Here is a 25,575-nt window from a genome sequence, read left to right as displayed (position 1 = left end):
GGAATCAAATCATTTTGACCACTATCATGGTCGTCATCCCGGGGAATATGCACCGAACCACCGGTGGACTCCAGCAGGATGGAGGTTTACAATTTCCTCAAAATCTTGTATTATAAAAGGAAGCGAATTATCCCCACTAAATTAATCGGGATAGGAGGGTTTAAATGTCGGTTCAAACGAAAACACAACCTTTGGGCGGAAACCAGCCGGCAATCGGACGGCCTCCCATGCCCTCCGTTCGGCCGTTGGTCCTGGGTGCAGCCCTTATCGTCGCCGTTCTGCTGGGCTCCGTCATCCTGGGCAGCCAGGGTGTCAAACAGGGGATCCTGTTCGGAATCGGTCTGCTCTTGGGCTACACCTTGTATCATGCCCGGTTCGGTTTTACTTCCGCCTTTCGGCGTCTAGTCTCTGTCGGCCAGGGAGCCGGTGTGCGGGCACATATGCTGATGCTCTCCGTCGCCTCCCTGCTGTTCGCTCCGATTCTCTCCTCCGGAGTCGGATTTTTCGGGGCGCAACCGGAAGCCAGTGTGGCGCCGGTGGGCGCCAGCGTCCTCGTCGGTGCATTCATCTTTGGAATCGGTATGCAAATGGGCGGTGGGTGCGCCTCCGGCGTCCTGTACCAGGTGGGCGGTGGCGGTTCTTCGGTTCTGATCACCTTGATCGCCTTTATCGCCGGCTCCGTCATCGGGGCCTGGCATTGGGATTTCTGGGTGAATCAGCTCCCTTCCCTGCCTCCGATCTCCCTGGCGGAGACCACCGGCCTCGGTTATGGCCCAGCGCTGCTCATTCAATTGGCGCTATTCGGGGCCATCGCCGGAGCCACCGTTCTGATCGCTCGCCGCAAAAAGGCCCCGCCGATGAAGCCGCTCCCCACCACTTACGGTTTGTTGCGGGTCATCCGCGGTTCTTGGCCCCTGTGGGTGGGCGCTCTGCTCCTGGCCGGATTGAACGCACTCACCCTGGCGATCAAAGGATCCCCCTGGGGCATCACTTCCGCCTTCGCCCTCTGGGGCTCTAAAGTTTTATCCACACTGGGCGTTAACGTCAGCCAGTGGGCTTACTGGTCCGGAGATCGAGCCGCCGACCTGAAAGCCTCTGTACTAGCTGACACCACCAGTGTGATGAACTTTGGCATCATCCTGGGAGCGATGGTGGCGGCAGCCGCCGCGGGAACCTACGCCTTCCGCAAAGTGCCGGGCAAGGTAGCCATGTCCTCGATCATCGGCGGCTTGTTGATGGGTTACGGTGCGCGATTGGCCTACGGCTGCAATATCGGAGCTTACTTTGGCGGCATCGCTTCCTTTAGCCTCCACGGCTGGGTCTGGGCGGTCATGGCCCTGACCGGCACCTTTATCGGCCTGCGCATGCGCAGCATCTTCGGCTTGAAAAACCCCAAATCCAGAGATTCTTTCTGTTAAAAAAAGTCCCGGTCAGGGGCTTTTTTTGTCCACAGATGGAAAAACACCCTCCAGGTAAGGTACCGGAGGGTGTTCGGCTTATATGTGACAAGAGGATTGGCCTCGTTTTTGTAAATAGCGTTGATGGTACTCCTCCGCCCGGTAAAAGGTGGTGGCGGGTTCGATCCGGGTCACGATCGGATCTTTCCATTTCCCCGATGCCTCCAGGGCTTGTTTGGACTGTTCCGCGCTTTCCTTCTGTTCCGGGGTATGATAAAAGATCACCGACCGGTATTGGGTCCCGATATCTGGGCCCTGGCGGTTCAACGTGGTCGGGTTGTGATTTTCCCAAAACAGCTCCAGCAATCGTTCGTAAGAGACGACAGAGGGGTCATATTCCAGGTGGACCACCTCCGCGTGACCGGTCTTGTCCGTACAGACCTCTTCATAAGTCGGGTTTTCCTTGGTTCCACCCATATATCCAACAGCCGTGGAGAGAACGCCGTCCACTTTTCGGAACAGCTCCTCCACGCCCCAAAAACAACCAGCGCCAAATGTCGCTTCTGCCAAAGGTTCGCACTCCTTTCCTTCCAGCCATCTCGGGTCCTTTTCCTATCCTACAAAAAACAGGTGATCTCGGCAATGCAATCGGGTGCTCCAATTGATTCAGTCTTAAGCTTTAGCGACTGCTCCTCCAGCTGTTAATTTTCCCATAGGGACCACACTCCACTCATCCTCTTCCTTCTGAATAAAAAAGAGGCCCGGTTTGCGGCCCCTTCTCATCGGTTATTCTTCTTCTTATTGTCATAATGCCGGTAGGCAAAATAACCGGTCAACGCCAACACGCCGACAAAGGAAACCGCATCCAACCACCCGTTCACAGCAGATCTCCCTTCTCCCGATACCGGGGAACGTCTCCTTCTGATGAAGTTTATGCCGCCATAGCCTGACCCGTTCCGTTTTCCGCTACGACCCAATCACAATGGGGATGGTGTGATCCACACGAAGAAAAAAATAGTTGCCAACCGATGGGATCAGCTGGCCGACAAGTATGCCAGGGAAAGTCCCTGTCCCGGGAACAGGGGGTGTCGGTGCTCAGGTGTCCCGATCAGGAATTATTGTCTTTGTTGTAGGCAGCCTACCGCATCCGGCACATTATTTTGGAAATCGGGTCAAGCTGAACATGATCATTAACGCCAAAAGCGGAGGTGCGGGTGAAGGCGTTTGTAAGACTCTCCTGTGTGAAGTCGATGGGATGAAATGTAACGCTTCCGGTACCTCCCACCCTAATTCGGCAATGCGTCGACGTTTAAAGTCTTGTGTGGCTGGAAAATCAACCTCAAACACCCGAAGTTGCTCGACGATCTCCGGTCGCCGAAACGCAAATGTATCCATCCCTGCACCCAAGATGATATATTGTTTAGCACCGTGTCTGACCGCTCGTTCGAGGAGGTCCTCGGTATAGCGGGCACGACTGATCGCACTCGTGGCCCCCATGAGGCCCTCTTTAGGCAAAAATTGTTCAAATCAAGGATTCCGCCAAAAAATCATCCAAGATTTTCGGGGACCCGTCGTTCGCGTGACAGGCACGGATATAGGCGGTGATCAAAGCGGTCATGCTCACCTGATTTTCTATCATGCTACCTCCCCTTTTCCCCCTTGAACCAACCATATTCCCGAATGGATCGGAATGTCGATCGTTGAAAAGACAGACGGGCGACCGCGATCAGGGATGAATGTAAAGACCGCCTCGGAATCGGATTTAAGAGGCGGTCCATTTGCATATCAATCATCCAATCACGACCTGGCCTGCGATCCTCTCTGCACGATCGTCTCCGCTTCTTCGATGACCTTTTGGACCAGCTCCCCCGCTGCCCATTCTCCAGCTAGACCCAGTCCCTGACCCGCCCAGAGGCTCATCCATTCCGGGTCGTTTTTGCGGGCGGCAGCTTTTCGGATCCCTTGGGTAAGGGCATTCTGTACCGGATAAGGGGGCAAGGTCTGCTCCCGACCGGACAGCTCATCGATCATACGATTACGGATGCCCCGGGCCGGCTTCCCGGAGAAGGCGCGGGTAATGACGGTCTCCGTCTCCGCCTCGGTCAGGATCTTCTCTTGATGAGCCGGGTGAGCCCCGCTCTCCCGGCAGGTTAAAAAGGCGGTTCCCATCTGAATGCCTTCTGCCCCCAGGGCGAGCGCTGCCGCCATGCCCCGTCCATCCATGATGCCGCCGGCGGCGATCACCGGAAGGTTCACCCGGTCGACGGTTTGCGGGATTAAAGCCATCGTCCCGATCATCCCCCGGTCATAGGGAACGGCAAAGGTGCCCCGATGACCGCCCGCTTCCGCCCCCTGAGCCACAATGCAATCGACCCCAGCCGCCTCCAGCTGTTCTGCCTCCCGCACCGTCGTTGACGTGCCGATTAGCACCGTGCCTTGTTCCCGCAACCGGTCCAGCCATCGACGAGGGGGAATGTCGAAGGTGAAACTGAAAACCGGAACCCTTTCCTCCACTAACACCTCCATTTGCTGTTCAAAGGGCTGCGCGATCGGGGTCAAAGCCGATTCCTCCACCCCCAGCTGCTTACGATAGGGAGCCAACAGTTCCTGGGTGCGCCAAACCTCTTCCTTTGACGCTTCCACCTCAGTTGTCACCAGCAGGTTGACGGCAAAGGGCTTGCTGGTGCGCCGTCGGATCTCACGAATCGCCTCCCGAATCCCATCAGGAGATAAATAGCCCGCCCCCAGCGTCCCCAGCCCGCCGGCTTCGGAAACCGCCGCCACCAGCTCTGGCGTGGTCGCCTTGCCAGCCATCCCCGCTTGGATCAGGGGATAGCGAATCTCCAGTGTTTCCGTCACACGGTTGGGTTGCCACATTTGTTAAAACCTCCTTCTCCCGTGTAAACGTCGATCTTTTGCCACTGGTTTACCCTTTCAGCTTATCCAACCGAGCCTGGACCCGGTCGATACGGGATTGCAACGCCTTTCTCTCTTCCTCCTCTTCCGGCGCCTCTTCTGCCATCAGGCGGGTTAAGGTAAGCTCCAACTCTCGGACTTGGCCATCGACCTCCGGGTCCTCCGGGGCTTCCGCCCGTTCCTGTAACCATCTCCGGTATTCGACGGTACTACCCGGGTAAAAGAATGAGGTGTGATCTTTTTTCATCGCCAACGTTTTGTTGGAGACCCGATCGATGAGACGCCGGTCGTGGGAGACGAGGATCAAGGTGCCAGGATAATGGAGGAGCGCCTCTTCAATCCGTTCCCGGGTGGCCAGATCGAGATAATTGGTCGGTTCGTCCAACACCATCAGGTGGGCCCCGGAAAAGTACAAGTTGACAAAGGCGACCCGGCATTTCTCTCCCATGCTGAGTTGCCCGATCTTGCGGTGCACCTCCTCCTGCCGAAACAGAAAGGAAGCCAAGATGTTGCGCGCTTTCCCCTGGTCGATTCCCGGCCGACGGAGCAGGGATTCCAGCACCGTCTCATCGGGATCCAACTCTTCCAACTCCTGAGCGAAATAGCCTACCCGGAGTGCCGGATGACGCCGAACGCACCCTTTTTCGGGCTCAATTTTTCCGATCAACCCTTTTAACAGGGTGCTTTTTCCGCTCCCGTTGGGTCCGATCACCGCCAGCCGATCCCCCCGCCACACGGTCAAGTCGACCCGTTTCAGCACGGTCCGGTCACCGTAAGCGAAGGAGGCCCCTTCCACCCGGAGCAGCTCCCGGGGCTCAAAGGAACCCTCTTCCCATTTCACCTGAATGGTAGCAGGCTCCGTCGGCCTTTTTACCTGCTCCCGCTTGAGACGTTCCAGCGCTTTTTCCTTCGCTTGCAGTCGGCTCTGGTGTTTATTCGCCTTTTTCTTGTAAAAGGGATTCCGCTCACCAGCGGCGTTGTGGGCACGGTTGAACCATCGGTGGTACCGCTGGATCGATTCTTCTAACTTTTTTCGTTCCTGTTCCTGCTTCTGATAGAGAGCGGCCTGCTCTCGGCGTTCCCGCTCCCGCTCCTGTTGAAACGCGGTATAACCCCCGTGAACCCTGCGGCTCCCCTGTGGCGTTAACTCCACCGTGGCATCAGCCACCCGGTCGATCCAATCCCGATCGTGGGAGACAAACAGACAGGCTCCCTTAAAACCGGCCAACCACTCGCTCAATTCGTCCAACATCTTCTCATCCAGGTGATTCGTCGGTTCGTCTAACAGCAGAAACGAGGGGCGCCCCGCCAGCAGCCGGGCCAACTGGGCCCGTGTCTTCTGTCCTCCGCTCAGTTGGGTGAAGGGGATGTTCCATTCATCCGCAGCAAACTCCATCCGGGTCAGTACAGCCTCCGTCTCCCGTTCCCAGGAATAACCGTCCAGGGACTGATATGCTTCCTGTACCGCGGTATACCGGGAGAGGACCTCCTCCATCCGTCGGTGATCCGATACGGTGAGCAGCTGTTCCAACCGCGACAGCTCTGTTTTGAGCCGATGAAGTTCCGCATCGCCGGAGCGAACGTAGTCCAGCAATTGTATCCTCTCGCTCACCGGCGGTGATTGCTCCAACATGCCCCAACGCCGCACCGGCACCCGTCGGGTCACACTCCCTCGATCCGGGGACAGCGCCCCGGTCAGACAGCGGAGCAGGGTGGTTTTACCCACTCCGTTTCGGCCGATCAGAGCGACACGCTCTCCTTCCCCAACTGAGAGATCCACATTTTTAAAGAGCACCCGTCCCTTCCTTTCCACGGTCAACCCCTGCGCTTTCACAATCCACATACACAATCCCTCCAGCGATCGTTTTCGCCCCAAACAACAAAAGGACAGGCGTCTCTCTGCCTGACCTTACGATTGCGGAGGGTCTTACGACCATATAATAGGCGGAATCATCCGTCCGCGTCCGCCGAATGATCCAGCACGAAAAGGACTTTTCAGTCCCCTGAAAAGGGCATATTTGTCCCGACCGCTCCGCCTTTTGGCAGAGAAAGCACCGTATCCGATTCGTTACGGTCTTAACGGTCGAAACGCATGTTGATCCTTTTGATTCCTCCGTTCCATAGATGATATGTTTATCATACCCGATAGATTGGTAAATGAAAAGCCTAATCCCGATTTAGACGCATTCAAAAAAGGAAGAATCCCATTCCATAACGAATAAGAGAGGAAAGGGGGATCGACATGAAGTGTAGCCACTGTTCCACAGCAGTAACCAAAGCGGATCGATGGCTCAGCGGAGTGATCGGGTTGGAAGCGGCCTTGATCCTGGAATGCCTGTTTATTCTCACCGGAAAGTGGACCGGTCTCTCCCTCGGGATACGGGAAGGGATCAGTGTAGCCATCGGTATCCTCGTGTTCCTGTTCTGCCTTTTCAAGGCCAATGCCAATCCCTGCCCAGGATGTCCCCATCTCAGGCAATCGATGTGATCCGCCTTAATGTTATGCCATCATATATACCAAAAAAGCACCCCGGACTCATGCTGTCCGGGGTGCTGGTTATTCGGCCTCATTCCGGCAAAAAAGCTAACTGCAGGATAAACAGCGCCATAAACAGATACAGGAGAGGATGCACTTCTTTCCCGCGTCCCCGCACCAGTTTCATAAGGGGGTAAGTGATAAAGCCAAAGGCGATCCCGGTGGCGATACTGGAGGTAAGGGGCATGCTCAGCATGATGATAAAAGCGGGGAACGCTTCATCAAACTCCTCCCATTTCACTTTGGACAGCCCGCCCATCATAAAGGAGCCGACAATGATCAGCACAGGGGCGGTGATCGCTGGAAGTCCCGCTACTTTGGAAACCACCGGTTCAAAAAAGAGGGTGCCCAGGAAGAGCAGACTGATTACTACCGCCGTAAACCCGGTCCGCCCACCAGCGGCTACCCCGGTGCTGGACTCCACATAGGCGCTAGTCGGACTGGTTCCCATCACCGCTCCGGCGGTCACTCCGAAGGCATCCGCCAACAAGGCCTGCCGCATCCGAGGGAAATTGCCGTCCCGAGCCAAGCCCGCCTGTTCCGCCACTCCGATCATGGTTCCGGTGGTATCAAACAAGGTGACCAAGAGAAAGGCAAAAACCACAGCGTACAACCCATGTTCAAACACCTGGGGAAGAGATTGGATCGCCACGCCGAAGGTGGGAGCCATACTGGGCGGCAATTGGACCCACTGCTCCGGCAATGTAAACAACCCGCTGAACCAGGCCCCGAGCGCCGTCAACACCATCCCCAAAAACAGGGCACCTGGGATCCTAAGGGTGATCAGCGCCAAGGTGACAAACAACCCGCAAAGGCTGAGAATCGTCATCGGTTGACTGAGATCCCCCAAGCCGACCAGATTGGCTTCGTCATTGACGATGATACCGGCCGATTTGAGTCCGATAAAAGCGATAAACATACCGATCCCCGCCGTGATGCCAAACTTGAGACTGGGCGGGATCGCTTGAATCAGCCCTTCCCGGAAACGGGTGACGGAGAGGAGCAAAAACAGGATGCCGGCCACCAACACCGCTCCCATCGCGGTCTCCCAACCGATCTGACCTTGGCCCACCACGCTGAAGGCAAAATAGGCATTTAACCCCATACCTGGAGCGATGGCGATCGGGTAGTTGGCAAACACCCCCATGATCAGGGTGCTGAGGGCGGAGACTAACACGGTGGCCACAAAGACAGCACCGAAGTCCATCCCGGTCTCACTCAATATGGCCGGGTTCACCACGACGATATAAACCATCGTCAGGAAAGTGGTCATCCCCGCTAACACTTCTCGTTTAATATTCGTCCCTTTCTCTTTAAATCCAAAAAAACGATTCATATAAAGCCTCCTGTCACATCAAAGGCGAACATTAATAACCACATATGTCATTTTAATTCGTAAAATACTTATTTACAAGCCTTTTTTCTCCACTCCCTGCCAACTATACAAAAACCCCTTTAGGAAGGGTTTCCTGTTGCTACTCCCCCCATCCCTCAGCAAAAACCACCGCTGAAAAAGCACGCGGTGATTTCTATGGAAACTTAACACGGGATTAACCGACCCTTATTATTGTTCTTGTACATTGAAACTAGCGGTAACCCCCTTTACCGTATCCAGCAGATGGGTCCTCCCGACGGGAGGACCATTTTTTTCAAAAAAAGAACCAGGGGGGTAACCCCTGGGGAATCTCATCCAACGCTTAGAAAGGAGCTCCATCTTTCAGGCGACTGCCGCCTGCTCCATCGCTTGTTTTCCTTCGTTTCAAGACATCTGCCATCCAAAACATCCTCAAATATTCCCATCGTATTTCGCCTGAATTAGCGGAATCTTTCGCCATCGGGGCCTTCACTCTACTAGACTAGATCCTTTTCGCAAAACCATTTTGTCGGGAACATAAGATTTGGTTGTTCCAGGTACAAGGTTCCACCCGGTCTGATTCAAACGAAAGCTCCCTCAGGGTGAGGAGTTCGTGGAACTTCCTTTTATCGGTTTTCCATACCTCACCAAAACGTGCCAAAGCAGTTTCAATTCCTGAAGCACTTCCGGTACAGACCCGCGATCACTCCATGCTGCGGGATGAGCTTTCAAGTCCCGGACTGCTGACCCGATAAGGTTGGCATCGATTCGACAATGTCGGGCGATTCGTTTGGCTAAGGAAGGCATACTGGGGCCTCTGAAATCCATGGGGACCTCATTTACTTCCAGCCGAAAACCCCGATGCCAATAGAGATCGATCAAATACTTTCGACTGATTTTTTCCAGCACGTTTCCGATGAGCGTTCCCCGAAAGGAGGGGTCCACCACGAGCACTTCCACGTCCTCCTTGAGAGAAATATCGCCGTGAACTTGGGCTTCGATATAATGGTTCAGATTTCGACTCGGCTTCTTCATCGCCGGGTTAGGGATCGGTTCACCTAGGCGGCGCATACGTTCGACCAATTGAGGTGGCGTAAGGTTTGGTTCACCGACGGCAAACTCCCTTACATAAGCCTCTTTTAAAAGAGCTGCCAAAATCATCTCAAACGCTTCATAGGTGCCTTTTTCTGTCGGGTTTTGGTGGGAGTCCAGATAGGTAAAGGTGGATCGACGGGACACCTCCGGGTAGAGAAGAAAATAACAGGATCCAAAACGGGGGGCCGGACCGTCGGGATGTAACATCAAGTGAAGCGCCCCATATTTTGATCTTTGCTGATGACGCCCTTACGATGATAAGCTCCGCCGAACAACCGTTTTTCCCAAAGGTCGCGTTCACCGCCAGGGTAGGCGGTTACACTGCCATTGGAGATCAAAGTTTCAAACTGGCTCTTATAGATGCCATCCTCTAATAACGCTTCGGCAACCGTCCGCATGGATGCATCGGGACGATCTGGATGAAACTGCAGGCCAATCCTCGCATGAACTTTCACATGACGAACGGCCTGTCTCCATCGTTCCCTCGAGATATTGGACATGTTCAAAATGTGAGTAATGGTTGCATCTGCATCTTGTCGTTGGTTCTTTGCCCAAGCTGTCACATGTTCAATTGCCGACCGTTGGGATGGGGTCAAATCCATCCGATCATCCATACCTCCTCTCGTTTGTTTTTTCTTTCCGCGCGAGAATCATGATCTCTTGTACACCCATTGGAATCCAGATTTTTCTGGAAGAGGAATCAGCCTCTTCCAACACGTTACGTTGTCTGAAATTTGAAACACAGCTGATAAGTATATCGAGGCACATCGCCTACTCCTTGTGCATAGAGTACGTTATATCATCCATGAAGGGAATGAGAGGATTGTACCCATCTTCACATCCTTATATTGTAAACACTCCTCCGTTCATCAACCATCCAAATCACAGCCAACAGATATTAGAAGCCATCCTTAGCGGAATCAATCGTGAAGCGACGGCCATCGATCTTTATCAACGATTAGCCGAAGCGGCGCCTGATCACCAGCAGAAAAGGAAGCTCCATCAGACCTTAGAAGATAAAAAAGCCCACTTCCACCGACTAGCTGAGCTATATACCTCCTGGACCGGAAGGACGCCCCGTTACGACATCGATAAAATCACCTTTCACAGTTATCAGGAAGGATTGCAAAAAGCGTACCAAAAGGCAGCAGAAGATTATGAGGAGTATCGAAAACACCTTTTCCTCACACAACACTCTCCATTTCAAGGGGTATTCTGGAATGCTTGTCATAATGAAGCCAAGCACGCCAACCAACTTCACATCTTCTCCTTACACGGGGAGCCCAACAGGAAGCAAGATCATGGACAAAATCCCTTTGTAATCAATATCAATCGAGCGGCCAAGGAAAATAACACCTATCGTACAGCGATATGGACAGGGAAACATTTGCAAGTGACATTGATGAGTATCGACGTAGGAGATGATATCGGGTTAGAAGTCCATCCGGATGTGGATCAATTCTTGCGCCTTGAAGCAGGGCAAGGCCTAGTACAAATGGGCAGCAGTAGAGAGCAATTGGATTTCAGGGCCCGAGTATCTGATAATGATGCGATCATGGTACCCGCCGGCATCTGGCATAATTTAATCAATACCGGAAATCAGCCCCTTAAGCTTTATACGATTTACGCCCCTCCAGAACATCCTTTCGGCACAGTTCATCGGACGAAGGCGGATGCCATGGAAGAGGAAGAAACAGAGGCTCACCCCTATTGAAATTCTCGTGGCAATATTACAGCGGAATTGAAGGGGGCCTCTCCTAATAGCTGATCCATCGTCGTTGTCACAAAAAGAGCGCCCCCAGGCGCTCATCGCTTGTTTTACTTGGCGAAAATATCCATCAATTCCTGAGCCCCCAAGAAGGCAAACAGGATCAGGCATCCGGTTAAGACCAAATTAGCTGTGAGTCGATTGCGGTAGGCGTCTGTTACTTTTTGTGAGTTTAACAAGAGCAACAGGGAGACAGCCAAAAAGGGCATGAACAACGCTCCCAGCGCTCCGTAAATGATGATCAGTTCCACCGGCTTCCCGAAGTAGAAAAGGATCATCGGAGGAAAAGTGAGCCACGCGAGATAGAAACGGTAGGCCGGCTCCTTCTCTGAAACATACTGGATCCCTTCCTCTTTCTTCTTACGGATGGTCTTGATGAAATCGGCGAAGAGGTAAGGAACCCCGTTCCACAACCCCGAGCAGGGAAGTGTAAGCGGCAGACCAAAAGGCGATCAGAAACATCCAGCGAATAGGGGTACCAAATTCCTCACCCAGCAGATTGGCCAAGGTGATCAGCCTCTGATCGCCCCGGATGCTCACACCCTTAGCGGCGAGAAACTGCGCCCCGATAATCAGACCGGACCATAGCGAAGATCGCCGTCAGGGTATCGGCCACCTTGGCATCGATGCGCATGGTGGAGATCCACCCTTTGCCGATCCATCCCTTTTCACTGAGCCAATAGCCGTAGGAGGACATGGGTGATGGTTCCGCTCACTCCTCCGATCAAGCCGAGCATCAACATAAAGGAACCTTCCGGCACACGGGGATAAAACCGCTCGCAAATTGGCCAAAACTAGGTAAAAAAAGGGTAGCGGTCCCGATGATCGTGAGAAACATGTTCCCGATCAACACCGTCATTACACGTTCAAACAAGAGGTAGCGACCAGACCAGATCAAAAGGAAACCGCCGATGGCGTGGCCCACGCCCACAACGGCATGACCGGAAACATGGCATGCATCGCCATCCCCAATGTGGAGGTGGCGGCAGCACCGTAGACAACCCCCCAGATGATGGAGTAGACGCCGAAATACCCAGTTGCCCAAGAACCGAGGGAGTGCCAGCCGTCCAGGATCGTTTTCCCTGTCGCCAGATACCACCGGCCGACGCCTTCGTTCAGGAAATATTTTAGGATTCCGCCGACAATCACCGCCCAGACGAAGGTCAGGCCAAAGGAGGTGCCGATCACCAGCGAGGTGACCAAATCAGCGGTTCCTACCCCCGTGGCAGCAACCACCAGACCGGGGCCGGTATGCTTCCATTTTTCTTTCCATGTCGTTGGGGGTGTCAGTAGTTGCGGTTGATTCACTTCGGTTTTCAAGGAGGGCACCTCCTAACCTTTATGCGGATTCGAGCAAAACAGCCATCCCTTGCCCCCCTCCGACACATAATGTCGCCAGGCCCAGTTCTTCCTGCCGGCAGTTCATCTCATGGATCAGCTTGGTCATGATCACCGCTCCCGTCGCTCCAAGGGGGTGACCCAGAGCGATCGCTCCGCCGTTTACATTCACTTTTTCCATATCCATGTCCAATTCTCGGATCACGGCGAGGGATTGAGCGGCGAAGGCCTCATTCAATTCGATCAGTCCGATATCCGCCAGCTGCAAGCCCCTCCGCTTTAACAGCTGTTTCACTGCGGGAACCGGCCCGATTCCCATATAGCGAGGGTCGACACCGGCGACGGACCAATCCTTGATCTTGGCGATTGGCTTCAACCCCAGCGATTTCGCGCGTTCTTTGGTCATCAACACGATCGCGCTGGCGCCGTCGTTGCGCCCGCAGGCATTGCCGGCGGTGACCGATCCGCCTTTTTTGAACACCGGTTTCAAATTAGCCAGCTTCTCCATATTGGTTTCACGCATGTGTTCGTCTTTTGAGAATACGAAAGTTTCTTTTTTCTTTTGCACCTCGATCGGGACGATCTGCTCGTCAAATTTGCCTGTTTCCCACGCTTGTTTGGCGCGGCGCTGGCTCTCCAGAGCGAAGGCATCCTGGTCTTCCCGGGAGATCCCGTATTTTTCGGCTACATTTTCTGCCGTCATTCCCATCCCTAGATCTTTCCCGTACATTTCGATCGGTTGTTGTCCATTTTCCATGTTGGAATCGACCAGATAGGGATTGCCTTCCCCGAAGCGGGAATTGCGTAGATAGATAGGGGCACGGCTCATATTTTCTGTACCGCCGGCGATCACGATCTCCTCCGGGTGGAACGCCAGATGCTGAACACCGGAGACCACAGCTTGCATCCCGGAGGCACACAAGCGGTTAATTGTATAGGCCGGTGTCTCCAGGGACAGGCCCGCCCGCAATCCGGCCACCCGAGCCACATTGGATGATTCTGTTGACTGGCGCACCTCGCCCATCACCACTTCATCAATGGTATCGTTTCCGAGGCCGGTGCTTTCCAACGCGTCCCGGATCACTGCCGCAGCCAAGCCTCCCGAAGAAACCGTTTTCAACGATCCTCCAAATCGACCAACCGCTGTCCGCTTCGCACTGACTACCACAAACTCCTGATTGATCAATGGGATCCTCCTCTTCAAAATTTAAGCGATGCTGTACGCCTGTAGGACCAGAGAAACGCTAATCCAGGCCGTTGTGATCCCCTTTAACTGTTCTACGGTCCACCCCGCAGCCAGTTCCTCCAGCACCATGTTTCCGTCGATAAACCGAAACACTGCATACTCTGTGATCAGGGTATCAACCACGTTTTGGGCCGTAATAGGAACCGATCGCTTTTTTGATTTTATTTTTTCTCCCGGCTCCCCCTAGGTTGTTGCCGATCACCGTCAACCCGGAGACAGCACGATTCAGATGCGCTTCCAACAAAGCTAAGGGGCAGACGACCAGACCAAAGCCGCCGACAGCGGAGGGTGTCCCCGTCGTTGATGGGGGAAACCGCTTCTGCGGCGGATACGATCTTATGCAACCACCACCCTCCCTTCTCCTCTATCTGTTGCGTTTATCGCATTCGCATTGTACACTATGCGTACATATATACGAATCACGTAAGTGCAAATTTATTATAAAAGCAATTTTCAAATAAATCAACCAAGCGGAAACTGTTTCGATGCCTGAAGATTAGGTGAAGGAGCGTGTTTCACATATGGCGGAAAAGCGACCCGGTAATTATTTCGTCCATTCGGTATCTAAAGCCTTTGCTGTATTGAAAGCCTTTGATGCTTGTGCGACATCGATGACCCTGGGGCAATTAGAAGAAAAGACCGGAATCAACAAGGCGACGGTGCGTCGTTTCGCCCTTACCCTCGTCGACCTAGGTTACCTGCGCTTGCATCAGGGACGGTTTTTTCAGCTGACTCCCAAAACCTTGGATTTGGGAGCCCATTATCTCGAATCTCTCAACCTTCCGGATCTGGCTCACCCGATCTTGGAGAAGATCGCCACCCAAGTGAAGGAATCGACCAATTTGGCGGTGTTGGATGAAGCGGAAATCGTCTACGTCTCCCGAGTAAACGCAGCCGAGCGAATCATCGGAGCCAACCTGCGCGTCGGCTCGCGTCTGCCGTATTATGCCACTTCTCTAGGGAAAGCCCTGGTCGCTTGGCTGCCGGAAGAAGAGAGGAGACAAGTCTGGGAATCGGCGACGGTGGAAGCCTTTACTGACGCGACCATCACTGATTTCGATGAATTGGAAGCGCAGTTGGAAGCCTATCGCGAGCAAGGGTACGCAGAAGCGAAAAACGAACTGGAAGCCGGTCTTCACTCCATCGCGGCCCCTATTTTTAACCGGAAGCAAGAACCGATTGCCGCCATGAATATTTCCACCCACACCCTCCGCACAACGGAAGCGAAGCTGAAGGAAGTGTTTCTGCCTGTGCTGCGCATAGGAGCAGAGGACTTGACGCGGCAAATCCGATACCATCATGGATAAATCCCGTTAGCATGTTGCGAACTTTTCGCAAAGGCGTTCCTCTTTGGTATAATAGAAAGGATCAAACCACAGCAAAGGAGGACACATCGATTGTATCACTTAACCGTTTATGATCAGGACGGGAGCAAGCTGTATGATGAACCCATCGAGGCCACTGACGATTCTGCAGCGAAGGAAAAAGGGCATGCCATCCTGCGGGAGAACGATGTTCAGGAACACCCCTTTCGGATCGTGCACACCTCGGGGCGTCTGGTCGAGTTCCTGAGCCACAAAGGCAAAAAGGCGAAGGCGTAACATTGTCGAAAGCGCTTCCGATATAACCGTAAAAATCCCTGTCCCCCTTCTATCGAGGACAGGGATTTGTTTGATCACGCTTTTTCCACACGGGCTTCGACCGCCAGTTCCACGTTTCCACGAAGGGCATTGGAAATCATACAGGATTGTTCCGCTTTTTCCGTAAATCCTTTGGCTTCCTCCACTTGTTGCTCTGTCACCTCTGTACCCAGCACCACATGGGGGTAATGGGTGATGCTTTCAAACTTGAGGCGTCCCCGGTTTTCGCTCACCACCCCTGTCGTTTCCAGGGTGAGCTTGTCTACCGGGATCTGTTTTCTCTCCAACATCGCCGCCAAAGTGATCAAATAACAGGTAGCGGCCGCTCCGATCAGCATTTCGTCAGGGTTGGTCCCTACTCCCGGACCTCCCATCTCCTTCGGGATGGAGATCTTCGTATCCAAATTGCCAGCGCGGATCGTTCCTTCCGCATTTCGGCCGCCGTTCCACTCTGCTGTCAGATGAAATTCATGTTGCGCCATGATCCCCCACCTTTTCACGTGTATTGTTGTACCCTTTTCATGGGATACCCTTTATTTTTCTCAACAAAAACCATACCATAAAAAACGCCAACGGGTGATTGCCCGTTGACGAATCACGGGAAAACCCGTTTAAGCTTGCGCCCGGTTTTGGATAAATGCTTCCGTTTCCTGTTGAATCCGCTGTTTGTCGTTGTCCAAGGTGGCCACATGGTAGGAGTTCTCCAGCGTTACCACCCTTTTGTCCTCCGATCGAAGTTGATCCTCGATCCATCGGGAGTTGGCAGGAGGAACCACATGATCCTCACGGGAGACCAGGATCAAGGTCGGAGTGGAGATCGAGGAGACTTTCTCCCTGGTTCGGGTCGCCAATTCGGCAAATTCCTTTACCGACTTCAGCGGGATTTTCTCATAAGCCAGCTCCTCAACCCCCTCCGCTTTGATGTCGGATCCGATGGCATCCAGAAAACGGGGTTCCTTCAAGGTGACCAATTGATCCAGATTGGTAATCTCCAACGCCGCATTGATCAAGACGATGCCCCGGGTCTCCGGAAAGCGATGGGCCAGATGGAGGGCGAGGGTGCCCCCCATGGACAGGCCAACGACAAATACTTCGGAACAGGTCTCCTTCAGTTTGCAATAACCAGCTTCAGCGGAATGGACCCAATCCTGATAAGTGGTGCCTTCCAGCTCCTCATAGTGAGTCCCGTGACCTTTGAGACGCGGTCCGTATACGGTGTACCCGCACGCCGCCAGGTGTTCCCCCAATGGCCGCATGCTTTGGGTGGTTCCGGTAAATCCGTGCTGGACCAGGATACCGGTTTTATTCCCCGGAAAATAAAAGGGTTCCGCCTCTTTCATCACCGAGTACGTCCGGGTCATTGAAGATCGCCTCCTTTGAACAAATCTCACACCCTGTTCATGATTCCACTTGCGCCATGAGATTTCCTGTTTTAGCTCGCCTTCTCTCTCTTCTTTCTCCTTTTTGTATACATTTTCAATATAGTCTTCCGTCTCCTCTTTCACTTCTTTGCTCATAAATAACAGAGCGATCATATTGGGCACCACGATCGCGGCCAATAAGATGTCCAAGAACTGCCAGACGAATTTGAGTCCTCCCACTGCTCCGGCAAACATGGACAAGACATAGATGACACGCATAAATTTTGAAAATTTTAAACCGAACAGATACTCCGCCTGCTTTTCCCCATAAAAGATCAACACCCCAACCGTGGTCATCACGAAGATGAGCAGGAAAAAGGAGACGAACAGTCCACCGGCAGTCGGTCCCAACAACTGTCCGAAAGCGAGGGAAACTGTATGTGCCAGCGCCGCTTCCCCGCCGGTGCTGTCCACCTGCGTCCAGGTGCCGGCGGACAGCACAGCCAAACCGCTGGCGGTGCAGATGACCAAGGTGTCCATCGTCACACTGAACAGTCCCCACAACCCTTGCCGGGCCGGATGGTCCGTCTGGGCGGTGGCGTGGGCGATGGAAGCAGTCCCCATCCCTGCTTCGTTGGAATAAGCCCCTCGAGCCATCCCCCAACGGATCGCCAGCATCACGCCAGCGCCAGCAAAACCACCGGTAGCGGAAATCGGGGTAAAAGCATAGACGAAAATATCGCGAAAGACGCCGGGCAGCTGATCGATGTTGATCAAAATCACGCCGATGGCTCCTAATAGATAGACAATCACCATAATGGGAACGATCTTCTCCGCCACATTGCCGATTCGCTTCACGCCGCCAAACACTACGATCGCTGTCAGGATGGTCATCACAATCCCTGTCACCCAGGTGGGCCATCCGAAGGAAAGCTTTGCAGTGGAAGCGATGGAGTTGGACTGAACCATGGAGCTGGGGATCACTTCCAGCATCAGCCCCCCCGCAAACATCACCGCCAACCATTTCCAACCGAGTCCCTTTTGAATGTAGTACATCGGTCCGCCGACAAAGTGGCCCTCTTCATTTTTTTCTCGGTATTTCACCCCGAGCAGGATCTCGCTGTACTTACTCGCCATCCCGATGAGGGCGATCACCCACATCCAGAACATGGCCCCAGGTCCGCCGATGGCGATAGCGACTCCCACACCGACAATATTGGTCGCTCCCGCCGTCGACGCCAGCGCCGAAGTAAACGCCTGGAACGGGGTCAATGTTCCCTCCAGGTGGTCGGTGTTTTGCCTGATTCTTCCGACAGTTTGGCGCATAGCATGGGCAAAAAATCGAAACTGAAAGAACTTCAAACGAAACGTAAGAAAGAGTCCGCCACCCAAGAGGAAAATAATCATGGGCGGTCCCCAGATCCAAGCCGACAAATCGGCCACCCACTGATTAAACAAATTCACTAACAACTCTCCTTTATGCAATGACGTGAATACTCCTCATGATAGTATGCATCCGACAGCCCGTCAAATTTCTCATAAAAAAAGGAATCATCGATCAATTATTTTTCATAAAAGCCGGAAGGTATACCCCTCCGGCCGAATCACTTACTCTTCAAGATAGAGTTGGGTAAATTTATGTTTGAGATATCGAATGTAAGGATCGATAGAGAGGGGAGAGCCCGTCGCACGCCGGGTCAGTTCATCTGCCGTATACTTGGCCCCGTGCCGGTATAGATGTTCCGTGAGCCAACCCCGCAGCCCGTTAAATTCCCCGCGGCGAATCTGATCGGGGATTTCGGGATGGGCAGCCAGCGCCGCTTCATAGAACTGAGCGCTCAAGATGTTGCCCAGGGTGTAACCCTGAAACGCACCGCCGATGGTGCCGATGTACCAATGGACATCTTGCAGCACGCCGTCCCGGTCATCGGGAGGCACGACCCCCAGATCCTGTCGGTACCGTTCTCGCCAAGCTTCCGGTAGATCCTCCACCGCTAGCTTTCCTTCCAGGAGTGCCAACTCTAGATCGAAGCGGATCATCACGTGCAGGTTATAGGTTAACTCGTCGGCCTCGGTGCGAATCAGGGAAGGCTGCACTTTGTTTACTGCCCGGTGGAAGGTATCCAGGGAGACATCCTTCAATTGATCGGGAAATGTCCGCTGCAACCGGGGATAAAAATACTCCCAAAACGCCCGGCTGCGCCCGACGATGTTTTCCCACAGCCGGGACTGGCTCTCATGTACACCGGAGGAGGCCCCTTCAGCCAAGGGCGTCCCCTCATACCCCTCGGTGATCCCTTGTTCATACATGGCGTGTCCCGCTTCGTGAATCGTGCTGAACAGCCCTTCTCCCAGATCCCTCTCCTTCAGTCGGGTGGTGATGCGCACGTCTCCGAGGGAAAATTTGGTCATAAAGGGATGATGGGTTTTATCCTGCCGTCCCCGCTCAAAATCATAGCCCAACTGTTTGATCACATCGAGACCGAAGGACCACTGCTTCTCCTGGGGATAAGACCGGGTGAGACACGTGTCATCCGCCGGTTCTCGATCGGTGACCGCCTTCACCAGCGGGACCAGCTCTTCCCGCAAATCGGTAAAGAGCGTCTTCAGCTCCGAAGTCCGAAGTCCAGGATCGGAAAAATCGATCAGGGGATCGGCGATGTGTTCGTAACCGGGGAAAAACTCCGCCATCTGCCGGCTGTATTCCAAGGTTTTCTCCAGATAGGGCGCCACCTTGGAAAAATCATCTGCCGGACGGGCTTCGGTCCACACATGAAACGTCTCCGCCGTGTGGTTGGCAAACTCCGCTATAAACGCAGCGGGTACTTTGGAAGCCTTCTCAAACTTTCGACGGGCGACACGGATCAGCCCGGCTTCGTCGGAATCATACGGGAGCTCCGACTCCAGGGGAGACAATTCGTCCAAAAGCTTCCCTAAGGTTGGGTCGGTCATTTTTTCGTGGACCAACTTTTCCAGCACGGCTATCTGCCGACCTCGGGCCGCTCCACCCCCTGTCGGCATGTAGGTGGACTGGTCCCAATCTAGGAGAGCGATAACCCCTTCCAGGTCATACACCTCCGACAACTTCTCCTTCAGTTCATTCAGCTTCGTTTCGATATTCAACCCCTCCTTCGATCGGATAGCGATCAATTCCATGTTACTCCTCTTTATCTTCAACGGGCAATCGGGCCAATGCCTTCATTTGCACGGGACAAGCACAATCATTGTCTTTTTTGCTATATATAATCACATCATTCTCTATCATTCTGGCAGCCTTCGATACTAGAAAGACAATGAGAGAAAAGGAGAGTTACGGATGAAAGAACGGTTTGTGCCAACGGAATATCAATGCCAACACTGCCAAGGCCGCTTTTTAATGGAAGAATATCCGGCGGACCGATGTTGGTATTGCGGCAGTGAGCGGATCCTCGACCGTCGCACCCTCCGCAATCCGACAGAAACATCATCATCCAAAATTCCTTAACGGGAGACTCCATGCTGCCCCCGATGACCCTATCACCTCCGGCTTCGGTTTCCCGCAGGCGAAAGAAAAAACCCGGGCCCCTTTTACGAGGTCGGGTTTTTATGGCGCTTTTACAGCCGTTTTTCCAGTTCGGTCAGGCTGGTAGCCGGTGTATGGCAGGCAAAATTTTCACAGATATAGGCGGTGGCACGACCGTCAACCGTCCGCTGCTCCATGGTGAAGGGCACCAACCGGCTGAGCTGGTCCCCTTCCCCCTCTGGTTTATATAACAACACCGCCTCCGGTAAAAACTGAAGCTGTACATACCGGAGCATGTTCTGGGTGGTCTCGTCTCCAGCCGGTCCGGTGATCACGATCTCTTTCGGTTCGCCTTGAAAAAACTGAACGGCGGTGAGGAAAAAGCTGAAGGCCATGGGCGCGTTGCTGATCGACCCGGCAAACGCTTTGATCTGCCGATCCGCCTGGTCGCGAAGCTCCGTGTCCCCTGTCAGGCGGGCGAGTCGGGCCAGATTGAGAGCAGCCACGGAGTTGCCTGAGGGGATGGCTCCGTCGTAAATCTCTTTGGTCCGGGTGAGCAACTCCTCTGCGTCTTTCCCAGTGAAATAAAGCCCATCCGCTTCCTCATCCTGAAACAGCTCCAGCATCTTTCGATTCAGTTCCAGGGCCAACTTCAGGTATTTGGGTCGGAAGGAGGCCTCATACAGCTCGATCAGCCCCCAGATGAAAAAGGCATAGTCATCCAGGTAACCGAGGATCGCCGCCTCCCCCTCCCGGTACCGGGCCAGCAGGCGGCCCTTTTTGTCCCGAAGCTTCTCCAGTAGGAACTGGGCGGCCTTTTCCGCTGCCTCGATGTACCTCTCGTCCCCCAGTACCCGGCCTCCTTTGGCCAGGGCAGCGATCATCAGGCCGTTCCAGGAAGTGAGGATTTTATCGTCCTTATGCGGGCGCACCCGCCCTTCCCGAGCCTGAAACAGCCTTTTTCTGGACTTCTCCAGCCAGCTCCGCACATCGGACTCGGAGAAATTTTTCCGGGCAGCAAAATCAGCCAAGGACTGGTCGATCAGATTGGGGATGCTTTTCCCCTCAAAATGGCCCTTGTCGTTGATGTCGTAGTACTCGCAAAAGAGTTCGCCCTCCTCTTCCCCCAGCACCTCCTGGACTTCCTCCGGTGTCCAAACGTAAAATTTCCCTTCCACTCCTTCCGAATCCGCATCTTCGGCGGAATAAAAACCGCCTTCCGGCGACGTCATATCCCGAAGAACGTAGGTAAAGATCTCCCGTGCTGTCTCGGCGTAAAAGTCCTTTCGGGTCACCTGGTAGGTTTCCAGATAAGCGTAGGCGAGCATCGCGTTATCATACAGCATTTTCTCGAAATGGGGAACCAGCCAGTGCCGGTCCACCGAATAACGGGCAAACCCATATCCGATCTGATCGTAAATCCCACCCCGCCGCATCGCCTCCAGGGTATGCTCCACCATCGACAGAGCAAAAGGCTCATTATTCTTCTTCCCATAGCGAAGCAGAAAGAGAAAATCATGGGGGCGGGGAAACTTCGGCGCCTGGCCGAAACCGCCATATTGCGGATCATAGGAGGATTTGAAATGCTGGTAGGCCTCGTCCATCTCCTCTGGACCCACCTCCCCCGCATGGGTGATCTTCAACTGGCTCTGGATGGCATGGGTGATCTTCCGTCCCGCTTCCAGCACCTTGTCCCGTTCCTCTTTCCAGGCCTGGGCCACCTGAGCCAACACATCCAGCAACCCCGGCATGCCTTGGACCGCCTGCTTGGGATAATATGTCCCGGCAAAAAACGGCTCTTTGTCCGGGGTCATGATAATGGTCAGCGGCCACCCTCCGTGTCCAGTCAAGGCCTGGCAGACCGACATGTAAAGGTTGTCCACATCCGGCCGTTCTTCCCGATCTACCTTGACGGAGACGTATTCTTTATTTAAGAGATGGGCCACTTCCTCATCAGCAAAGGATTCCCGCGCCATCACGTGACACCAGTGACAGGTGGAGTATCCGATCGAGAGGAAGATCGGCTTGTCTTCCTTCTTCGCTTTCGCAAACGCCGCATCTCCCCAAGGATACCAATCTACCGGATTGTGGGCGTGCTGCAAGAGATACGGTGATTTTTCCTTGAACAGTCGATTCGGTTCACTCATCCGACCACCCCCTCTTCTTATTGTTGGTACATCTTAACATATCACAGGTTAACCAAAAAACTTGTTTACTCACTTTACCTTTATCACTTACTCACTTGCTCTTATATTTTTCACACACTTTTTTCGCCATATTAGACACTTTAGACACTTTTCCCCTCGGCTCCACATCTTTGTGATCGGGTCCGTCATCCTGTCATTATTTGGGGCGCCACGAACCGACCTTATCGATCATCCTGTCGATGGAGATGGTAACCGGATGATATTTCACAATTCCGATCTCTAAGTTGAACAATTACATGACACGTTATGTTATCGAATCGGGTATTTCAAGTCGGCGATGACTATCAAGATCAAAACCGTGATTAAGTAAAGGAACCGCGCTTATTTTAGCGCAGTTCCTTTTGCATCTTGGAACACTTCATGGCTAGCCGGGCTTATGAGTATTTATCGCAACATTAACGCCACGACGTAATGCGACAGCATCGGCAGCAACCCGCATGGTTAAGAGGTATCCATCGTGCTGATGTCGATCACGAACCGATACCGCACGTCGGAATCCAGTACTCGCTCATAGGCCTTTTCACTACGGATCAATGGGGAGTTTCCAACCTGGAGTCAACTCCAAGTCAATACGAGATTTCCGAACAATTTTCTTACAACCCATGGCTGCCGACTTGCCTGCCGGGAGGCGTCGTGGAAAGCAAGACCCCATGAGGAAACCGCTGTAGCTTTCCAATTGACCAAACCTTATAGTCAAGGGGCGTCACCTTGTTTCTGAGGAAGAAAGCGGATGTTTGATGGGGCCATGCCTTTCATTGTTAACAAACGTTTCACAAAGAAAATGAACAGCAACAGGGAAAACGCAACCGACACAGCACTGACCGTAAATATTATCTGATAGTTCATGTGCTGAGAAACCTAGCCCAACATGATCGCTCCCAGCCCGATGCCGAGGTCGGTCGAAAAAGAAGCATTGGCTATCCCTTTACGGTGCGGGTGGACAAAACGGATCGTCGCCGCTTGTAGGACGGCTGCGCCGAACCGAAACCAATGCTGTACAGTACCGCTGAAACGTGTACGCCGAGCCATCCGGTCAAGAAGCTTAGGAACTGGGTGATACCTGTCCCCTCGAAAGAAAATTCAAGAGCCCCAGAATTCACCTTTTGGGGCTGTTTAACCTTGTTACTGCGACCTTTCACCGGTGATTGCCTGGGTACCTAGCTACTACCTGGGGAACCGGGTCACTGGTGATTGCCACGCTCTTTATTCAATTACATCGCCCTATTTCGGTAAGAAACTTCAACGATATCTCGATGTTCTAACTGAGACCATTTGATTTGAGTCAATCCTTCATTCACTTCGAATATTTCCCCGTTAACCGGCTCAATACCAAATCCCTTTAATCTCTCTGTATTTATCATTAAATATTTATGAGCGGATTCTTTTGACTCAAACAGATAAATCCCACCAGCTTCCTTCTGCCTCACGATCTTCCGTTTAAATTTTCCATAAAAATCCTTCTCCCTCATTAATACTTTTGTGTAGATTAGAAAATGCTTCCACCATCTCGTCACCAAATGGTCCATCCATTTTAAAATCCACTTGTAAAATATAGCCATTTTACTGTATTACTTATTATCCGTGGTGACAAGCGCCGTGAAATTAGTTGGTACACAGTTTATCCAAAAACATGTTAGTACTCACGCTCCCTTTTCCTTGATCAATTGTACAAACAGATCTTCGTATATTAGCGGGAATTTGTGACAACAAGGTTGAAATCCTTTTAAGGGTTGGCTCCGATTGTATCGTAAAAAAAGAATTGACATAGGACGCTCGTACCGATCAAAGAGTAAAAATAGATTGAGGAGGCAAACATGTGAAGAATCTGAACATCACAGATGGAAGCGGGCAGAAAAAGATTTTCATCCGTTCCGGATATCATACCAATGGTTATTCGATTGAGATCCATTTTGAAGGAACTCATTACAATAACCTTCAGGGAAGGGAAATACCACATATTCAATTAAATACAGATGATATCAAAGACGCTTGGTTATTAGCCCAAGCATTGGAGATTGCCGCCCGGGAGCTCAAAACAGATGTCAACTACCATTATGATTTTGTAGAATTTTTAGTACAGGAAGAAGGTCTCTCCTCTAAGGAAGCCGCCTCCCTTCGATTTGAAGAAGAACTGAGCGATATGCAAAAGGAAATGAGGAAAATGGAATCCAAAATCGATTAAATGGTTTCCAGTCAACCCCAAACCTTCGGGGATCTAATTCGGATGCTGATGAAAAAAAGGTGATGGCCGCTTGCTCTTTACATATAACGAACGATAGGAATTTGAGATCCTATGAGGTGAAAGGGGTAAGAGATTTGGGAGATCACTCACGGTTGGACCTGAATGAAGAAGCAAAAACGCCGTAACCTGTCCACACAGGGGCGGCGTATTATCGTGATCGGTTTTTCTCCGCGGGAGTTTCGCAAGGCATAAGCAGTCTCCATCGTGCTGATGTATCCTACTCATTCAGACTCCACTTCGCCGATTCTCACCGGCCGGCCCTCTGTTAAGGATCGATGGGCCACATGGGCAATCAGCTCCGCTTGCAAGCCATCTTTTCCGTTCACGCAACCTTCTCGATTGTCCACTATCGACTGAATAAATGCTTTCATTTCAGCTCGAAAGGCATCGTATATCGGTCAAAGAACTTAATCAAAGTTGAATCGGCGTTCCGGTTTCTAATGACTGAAAACATGCCTCAAGCACTTTCATACTATGGATACAGTCTTCTTCTGTATAGGTTTCGTTCCGGTAAGCACACAATGGGAAAAATGTTCAACCGCTATGGTGTAAGGATCTCCCAGGATCATCTCTTCTCTTTTGGAGCATGATCCGTCTCAACTCGGACAAAACCTTTCCTATCAGCCAGCGGGACATAGGCGATGGGTACGTCGATTTTCCCTTTGCTCCCGACCACCTCATAAGACTGACGAAGGTCGCTCATATTCATGCCGCAATCAAACACCGTTTTTCGCCCATTTTCCAACTCCATGACGGCAACCATCGATAAATCGACATAATCCAGGTGATGATTTCCCACGGCGTAAACCTTCGTCGGTTCTCTCTGCATGATGCTTCGGATCGCATGAATACAGTAACAGCCCAGGTCGTACAAACTTCCCCCGCCCAACTCTTTACTCATACGAATGTTCCCTTCCAGTTGTTGAAGGACAAATGACAGGCTGGACCTCATCAATTGAACCTCGCCGATTTC

The 25,575-nt window shown here is 52.7% G+C and carries 27 protein-coding genes and 2 pseudogenes; 7 read left to right on the top strand and 22 right to left on the bottom strand.

Annotated features, from left to right (window positions below; translation table 11 throughout):
• Positions 1–164 precede the first annotated feature (164 nt).
• Positions 165–1,418, top strand: coding sequence for a YeeE/YedE family protein (locus BLP91_RS06990; RefSeq protein ID WP_091568162.1), 1,254 nt, complete (start codon positions 165–167; stop codon positions 1,416–1,418).
• 78 nt (positions 1,419–1,496) lie between these two features.
• On the opposite strand, the gene msrA is transcribed toward BLP91_RS06990, so the two are convergent.
• The 4 genes from msrA to abc-f all read right to left on the bottom strand — a co-directional run bounded on the left by msrA (position 1,497) and on the right by abc-f (position 6,156).
• Positions 1,497–1,967 (bottom strand): peptide-methionine (S)-S-oxide reductase MsrA, encoded by a 471-nt coding sequence (gene msrA, locus BLP91_RS06985; protein ID WP_091568160.1) that lies wholly within the window; start codon positions 1,965–1,967, stop codon positions 1,497–1,499.
• A 585-nt stretch (positions 1,968–2,552) separates the two neighbouring features.
• Positions 2,553–2,894 carry a class I SAM-dependent methyltransferase gene (locus BLP91_RS06980; protein ID WP_245662180.1) on the bottom strand — a complete coding sequence of 114 codons (342 nt, stop codon included), beginning with the start codon at positions 2,892–2,894 and terminating at the stop codon, positions 2,553–2,555.
• Positions 2,895–3,194: 300 nt separating this feature from the next.
• Positions 3,195–4,274, bottom strand: coding sequence for an NAD(P)H-dependent flavin oxidoreductase (locus BLP91_RS06975; protein WP_091568157.1), 1,080 nt, complete (start codon positions 4,272–4,274; stop codon positions 3,195–3,197).
• 49 nt (positions 4,275–4,323) lie between these two features.
• Positions 4,324–6,156 (bottom strand): ribosomal protection-like ABC-F family protein, encoded by a 1,833-nt coding sequence (gene abc-f / locus BLP91_RS06970; RefSeq protein ID WP_091568154.1) that lies wholly within the window; start codon positions 6,154–6,156, stop codon positions 4,324–4,326.
• Between the two features lie 399 nt (positions 6,157–6,555).
• Between abc-f and BLP91_RS06965 the strand changes: the two genes are divergently transcribed.
• The gene (locus tag BLP91_RS06965; RefSeq protein WP_091568152.1) at positions 6,556–6,801 is read left to right on the top strand and encodes a hypothetical protein; all 246 of its coding nucleotides are present in this window, start codon (positions 6,556–6,558) and stop codon (positions 6,799–6,801) included.
• Between the two features lie 79 nt (positions 6,802–6,880).
• On the opposite strand, the gene BLP91_RS06960 is transcribed toward BLP91_RS06965, so the two are convergent.
• Positions 6,881–8,185 (bottom strand): NCS2 family permease, encoded by a 1,305-nt coding sequence (locus tag BLP91_RS06960; protein ID WP_091568149.1) that lies wholly within the window; start codon positions 8,183–8,185, stop codon positions 6,881–6,883.
• A 615-nt stretch (positions 8,186–8,800) separates the two neighbouring features.
• Positions 8,801–9,900 (bottom strand): annotated as a pseudogene (locus BLP91_RS06955) (DUF3626 domain-containing protein).
• 203 nt (positions 9,901–10,103) lie between these two features.
• Here BLP91_RS06955 and BLP91_RS06950 point away from each other — a divergent pair.
• Positions 10,104–11,012 (top strand): cupin domain-containing protein, encoded by a 909-nt coding sequence (locus tag BLP91_RS06950; protein ID WP_245662179.1) that lies wholly within the window; start codon positions 10,104–10,106, stop codon positions 11,010–11,012.
• A gap of 104 nt (positions 11,013–11,116) precedes the next feature.
• Here BLP91_RS06950 and BLP91_RS17120 read toward each other — a convergent pair whose 3' ends face one another.
• The 7 genes from BLP91_RS17120 to BLP91_RS16375 form a co-directional block, all read right to left on the bottom strand.
• Positions 11,117–11,479 carry a hypothetical protein gene (locus BLP91_RS17120; RefSeq protein ID WP_245662178.1) on the bottom strand — a complete coding sequence of 121 codons (363 nt, stop codon included), beginning with the start codon at positions 11,477–11,479 and terminating at the stop codon, positions 11,117–11,119.
• Positions 11,427–11,606, bottom strand: coding sequence for a hypothetical protein (locus BLP91_RS17115; RefSeq protein WP_245662177.1), 180 nt, complete (start codon positions 11,604–11,606; stop codon positions 11,427–11,429). The genes BLP91_RS17120 and BLP91_RS17115 overlap by 53 nt, the downstream gene beginning before the upstream one ends.
• Positions 11,607–11,610: 4 nt before the next feature.
• Complete coding sequence (locus BLP91_RS17110; RefSeq protein WP_245662176.1) at positions 11,611–11,763, bottom strand: hypothetical protein; 153 nt, start codon at positions 11,761–11,763, stop codon at positions 11,611–11,613.
• 197 nt (positions 11,764–11,960) lie between these two features.
• Positions 11,961–12,386, bottom strand: a complete 426-nt coding sequence (locus BLP91_RS17105) for an Nramp family divalent metal transporter (protein ID WP_245662175.1) — start codon at positions 12,384–12,386, stop codon at positions 11,961–11,963.
• A 19-nt stretch (positions 12,387–12,405) separates the two neighbouring features.
• The gene (locus BLP91_RS06940; RefSeq protein ID WP_091568281.1) at positions 12,406–13,587 is read right to left on the bottom strand and encodes a thiolase family protein; all 1,182 of its coding nucleotides are present in this window, start codon (positions 13,585–13,587) and stop codon (positions 12,406–12,408) included.
• A gap of 24 nt (positions 13,588–13,611) precedes the next feature.
• Positions 13,612–13,743: a hypothetical protein gene (locus BLP91_RS17265; RefSeq protein ID WP_281220460.1), complete on the bottom strand. Its 132-nt coding sequence runs from the start codon at positions 13,741–13,743 to the stop codon at positions 13,612–13,614.
• 68 nt (positions 13,744–13,811) lie between these two features.
• Positions 13,812–13,994, bottom strand: coding sequence for a hypothetical protein (locus BLP91_RS16375; protein WP_143003490.1), 183 nt, complete (start codon positions 13,992–13,994; stop codon positions 13,812–13,814).
• Positions 13,995–14,171: 177 nt separating this feature from the next.
• On the opposite strand from BLP91_RS16375, the gene BLP91_RS06935 reads away from it, so the two are divergent.
• The gene (locus BLP91_RS06935) at positions 14,172–14,957 is read left to right on the top strand and encodes an IclR family transcriptional regulator domain-containing protein (protein ID WP_091568144.1); all 786 of its coding nucleotides are present in this window, start codon (positions 14,172–14,174) and stop codon (positions 14,955–14,957) included.
• 90 nt (positions 14,958–15,047) lie between these two features.
• On the top strand, positions 15,048–15,251 hold the full coding sequence (locus BLP91_RS06930) for a YhzD family protein (protein WP_091568141.1): 204 nt from the start codon (positions 15,048–15,050) through the stop codon (positions 15,249–15,251).
• Between the two features lie 74 nt (positions 15,252–15,325).
• Here BLP91_RS06930 and BLP91_RS06925 read toward each other — a convergent pair whose 3' ends face one another.
• The 3 genes from BLP91_RS06925 to BLP91_RS06915 all read right to left on the bottom strand — a co-directional run bounded on the left by BLP91_RS06925 (position 15,326) and on the right by BLP91_RS06915 (position 19,807).
• Positions 15,326–15,772, bottom strand: a complete 447-nt coding sequence (locus tag BLP91_RS06925) for an SACOL1771 family peroxiredoxin (protein WP_091568139.1) — start codon at positions 15,770–15,772, stop codon at positions 15,326–15,328.
• A gap of 129 nt (positions 15,773–15,901) precedes the next feature.
• Positions 15,902–18,115 carry an amino acid carrier protein gene (locus BLP91_RS17375; RefSeq protein ID WP_176757880.1) on the bottom strand — a complete coding sequence of 738 codons (2,214 nt, stop codon included), beginning with the start codon at positions 18,113–18,115 and terminating at the stop codon, positions 15,902–15,904.
• Between the two features lie 144 nt (positions 18,116–18,259).
• Complete coding sequence (locus BLP91_RS06915; RefSeq protein WP_091568136.1) at positions 18,260–19,807, bottom strand: carboxypeptidase M32; 1,548 nt, start codon at positions 19,805–19,807, stop codon at positions 18,260–18,262.
• A 160-nt stretch (positions 19,808–19,967) separates the two neighbouring features.
• Between BLP91_RS06915 and BLP91_RS16715 the strand changes: the two genes are divergently transcribed.
• Complete coding sequence (locus tag BLP91_RS16715) at positions 19,968–20,135, top strand: hypothetical protein (RefSeq protein WP_176757879.1); 168 nt, start codon at positions 19,968–19,970, stop codon at positions 20,133–20,135.
• A 110-nt stretch (positions 20,136–20,245) separates the two neighbouring features.
• Here the strand turns inward: BLP91_RS16715 and BLP91_RS06910 are convergent, their stop codons facing one another.
• The 4 genes and pseudogenes from BLP91_RS06910 to BLP91_RS17515 all read right to left on the bottom strand — a co-directional run bounded on the left by BLP91_RS06910 (position 20,246) and on the right by BLP91_RS17515 (position 23,890).
• Positions 20,246–22,300 (bottom strand): thioredoxin domain-containing protein, encoded by a 2,055-nt coding sequence (locus BLP91_RS06910; RefSeq protein ID WP_091568133.1) that lies wholly within the window; start codon positions 22,298–22,300, stop codon positions 20,246–20,248.
• 753 nt (positions 22,301–23,053) lie between these two features.
• A pseudogene (locus BLP91_RS17090) lies at positions 23,054–23,367 on the bottom strand (MFS transporter); the annotation flags it as partial.
• Between the two features lie 204 nt (positions 23,368–23,571).
• Positions 23,572–23,829: a YdhR family protein gene (locus BLP91_RS06905; RefSeq protein ID WP_425412188.1), complete on the bottom strand. Its 258-nt coding sequence runs from the start codon at positions 23,827–23,829 to the stop codon at positions 23,572–23,574.
• Positions 23,798–23,890 carry a YdhR family protein gene (locus tag BLP91_RS17515; protein ID WP_425412187.1) on the bottom strand — a complete coding sequence of 31 codons (93 nt, stop codon included), beginning with the start codon at positions 23,888–23,890 and terminating at the stop codon, positions 23,798–23,800. Before BLP91_RS17515 ends, BLP91_RS06905 begins: the two co-directional genes overlap by 32 nt.
• 286 nt (positions 23,891–24,176) lie before the next feature.
• Between BLP91_RS17515 and BLP91_RS06900 the strand changes: the two genes are divergently transcribed.
• Complete coding sequence (locus tag BLP91_RS06900) at positions 24,177–24,542, top strand: hypothetical protein (RefSeq protein ID WP_091568131.1); 366 nt, start codon at positions 24,177–24,179, stop codon at positions 24,540–24,542.
• A gap of 281 nt (positions 24,543–24,823) precedes the next feature.
• Here the strand turns inward: BLP91_RS06900 and BLP91_RS16365 are convergent, their stop codons facing one another.
• Together BLP91_RS16365 and BLP91_RS17085 are read right to left on the bottom strand one after the other, a co-directional pair.
• Positions 24,824–24,973: an oxidoreductase gene (locus tag BLP91_RS16365; RefSeq protein WP_143003487.1), complete on the bottom strand. Its 150-nt coding sequence runs from the start codon at positions 24,971–24,973 to the stop codon at positions 24,824–24,826.
• 194 nt (positions 24,974–25,167) lie between these two features.
• The gene (locus BLP91_RS17085; protein ID WP_245662174.1) at positions 25,168–25,554 is read right to left on the bottom strand and encodes a Gfo/Idh/MocA family protein; all 387 of its coding nucleotides are present in this window, start codon (positions 25,552–25,554) and stop codon (positions 25,168–25,170) included.
• Positions 25,555–25,575 lie beyond the last annotated feature (21 nt).

Origin of the sequence: Melghirimyces thermohalophilus, assembly GCF_900102685.1 — a bacterium.
GTDB classification, from domain to species: Bacteria; Bacillota; Bacilli; order Thermoactinomycetales; family DSM-45169; genus Melghirimyces; species Melghirimyces thermohalophilus.
The sequence above is the reverse complement of the archived record's forward strand: the minus strand, read 5'-3'. Positions and strand labels throughout refer to the sequence as shown.

Bases quoted from the DNA above. Each gene is read 5' to 3' on its own strand.
- BLP91_RS06990 (WP_091568162.1), top strand. From the start codon at position 165: ATGTCGGTTCAAACGAAAACACAACCTTTGGGCGGAAACCAGCCGGCA.
- BLP91_RS06980 (WP_245662180.1), bottom strand. From the start codon at position 2,894: ATGGGGGCCACGAGTGCGATCAGTCGTGCCCGCTATACCGAGGACCTC.
- BLP91_RS06975 (WP_091568157.1), bottom strand. From the start codon at position 4,274: ATGTGGCAACCCAACCGTGTGACGGAAACACTGGAGATTCGCTATCCC.
- abc-f (WP_091568154.1), bottom strand. From the start codon at position 6,156: ATGTGGATTGTGAAAGCGCAGGGGTTGACCGTGGAAAGGAAGGGACGG.
- BLP91_RS06965 (WP_091568152.1), top strand. From the start codon at position 6,556: ATGAAGTGTAGCCACTGTTCCACAGCAGTAACCAAAGCGGATCGATGG.
- BLP91_RS06960 (WP_091568149.1), bottom strand. From the start codon at position 8,185: ATGAATCGTTTTTTTGGATTTAAAGAGAAAGGGACGAATATTAAACGA.
- BLP91_RS06950 (WP_245662179.1), top strand. From the start codon at position 10,104: ATGAAGGGAATGAGAGGATTGTACCCATCTTCACATCCTTATATTGTA.
- BLP91_RS17110 (WP_245662176.1), bottom strand. From the start codon at position 11,763: ATGTCCTCCTACGGCTATTGGCTCAGTGAAAAGGGATGGATCGGCAAA.
- BLP91_RS06935 (WP_091568144.1), top strand. From the start codon at position 14,172: ATGGCGGAAAAGCGACCCGGTAATTATTTCGTCCATTCGGTATCTAAA.
- BLP91_RS06925 (WP_091568139.1), bottom strand. From the start codon at position 15,772: ATGGCGCAACATGAATTTCATCTGACAGCAGAGTGGAACGGCGGCCGA.
- BLP91_RS06915 (WP_091568136.1), bottom strand. From the start codon at position 19,807: ATGGAATTGATCGCTATCCGATCGAAGGAGGGGTTGAATATCGAAACG.
- BLP91_RS16715 (WP_176757879.1), top strand. From the start codon at position 19,968: ATGAAAGAACGGTTTGTGCCAACGGAATATCAATGCCAACACTGCCAA.
- BLP91_RS06910 (WP_091568133.1), bottom strand. From the start codon at position 22,300: ATGAGTGAACCGAATCGACTGTTCAAGGAAAAATCACCGTATCTCTTG.
- BLP91_RS06905 (WP_425412188.1), bottom strand. From the start codon at position 23,829: ATGAGGGAGAAGGATTTTTATGGAAAATTTAAACGGAAGATCGTGAGG.
- BLP91_RS17515 (WP_425412187.1), bottom strand. From the start codon at position 23,890: ATGGATGGACCATTTGGTGACGAGATGGTGGAAGCATTTTCTAATCTA.
- BLP91_RS16365 (WP_143003487.1), bottom strand. From the start codon at position 24,973: ATGAAAGCATTTATTCAGTCGATAGTGGACAATCGAGAAGGTTGCGTG.
- BLP91_RS17085 (WP_245662174.1), bottom strand. From the start codon at position 25,554: ATGAGGTCCAGCCTGTCATTTGTCCTTCAACAACTGGAAGGGAACATT.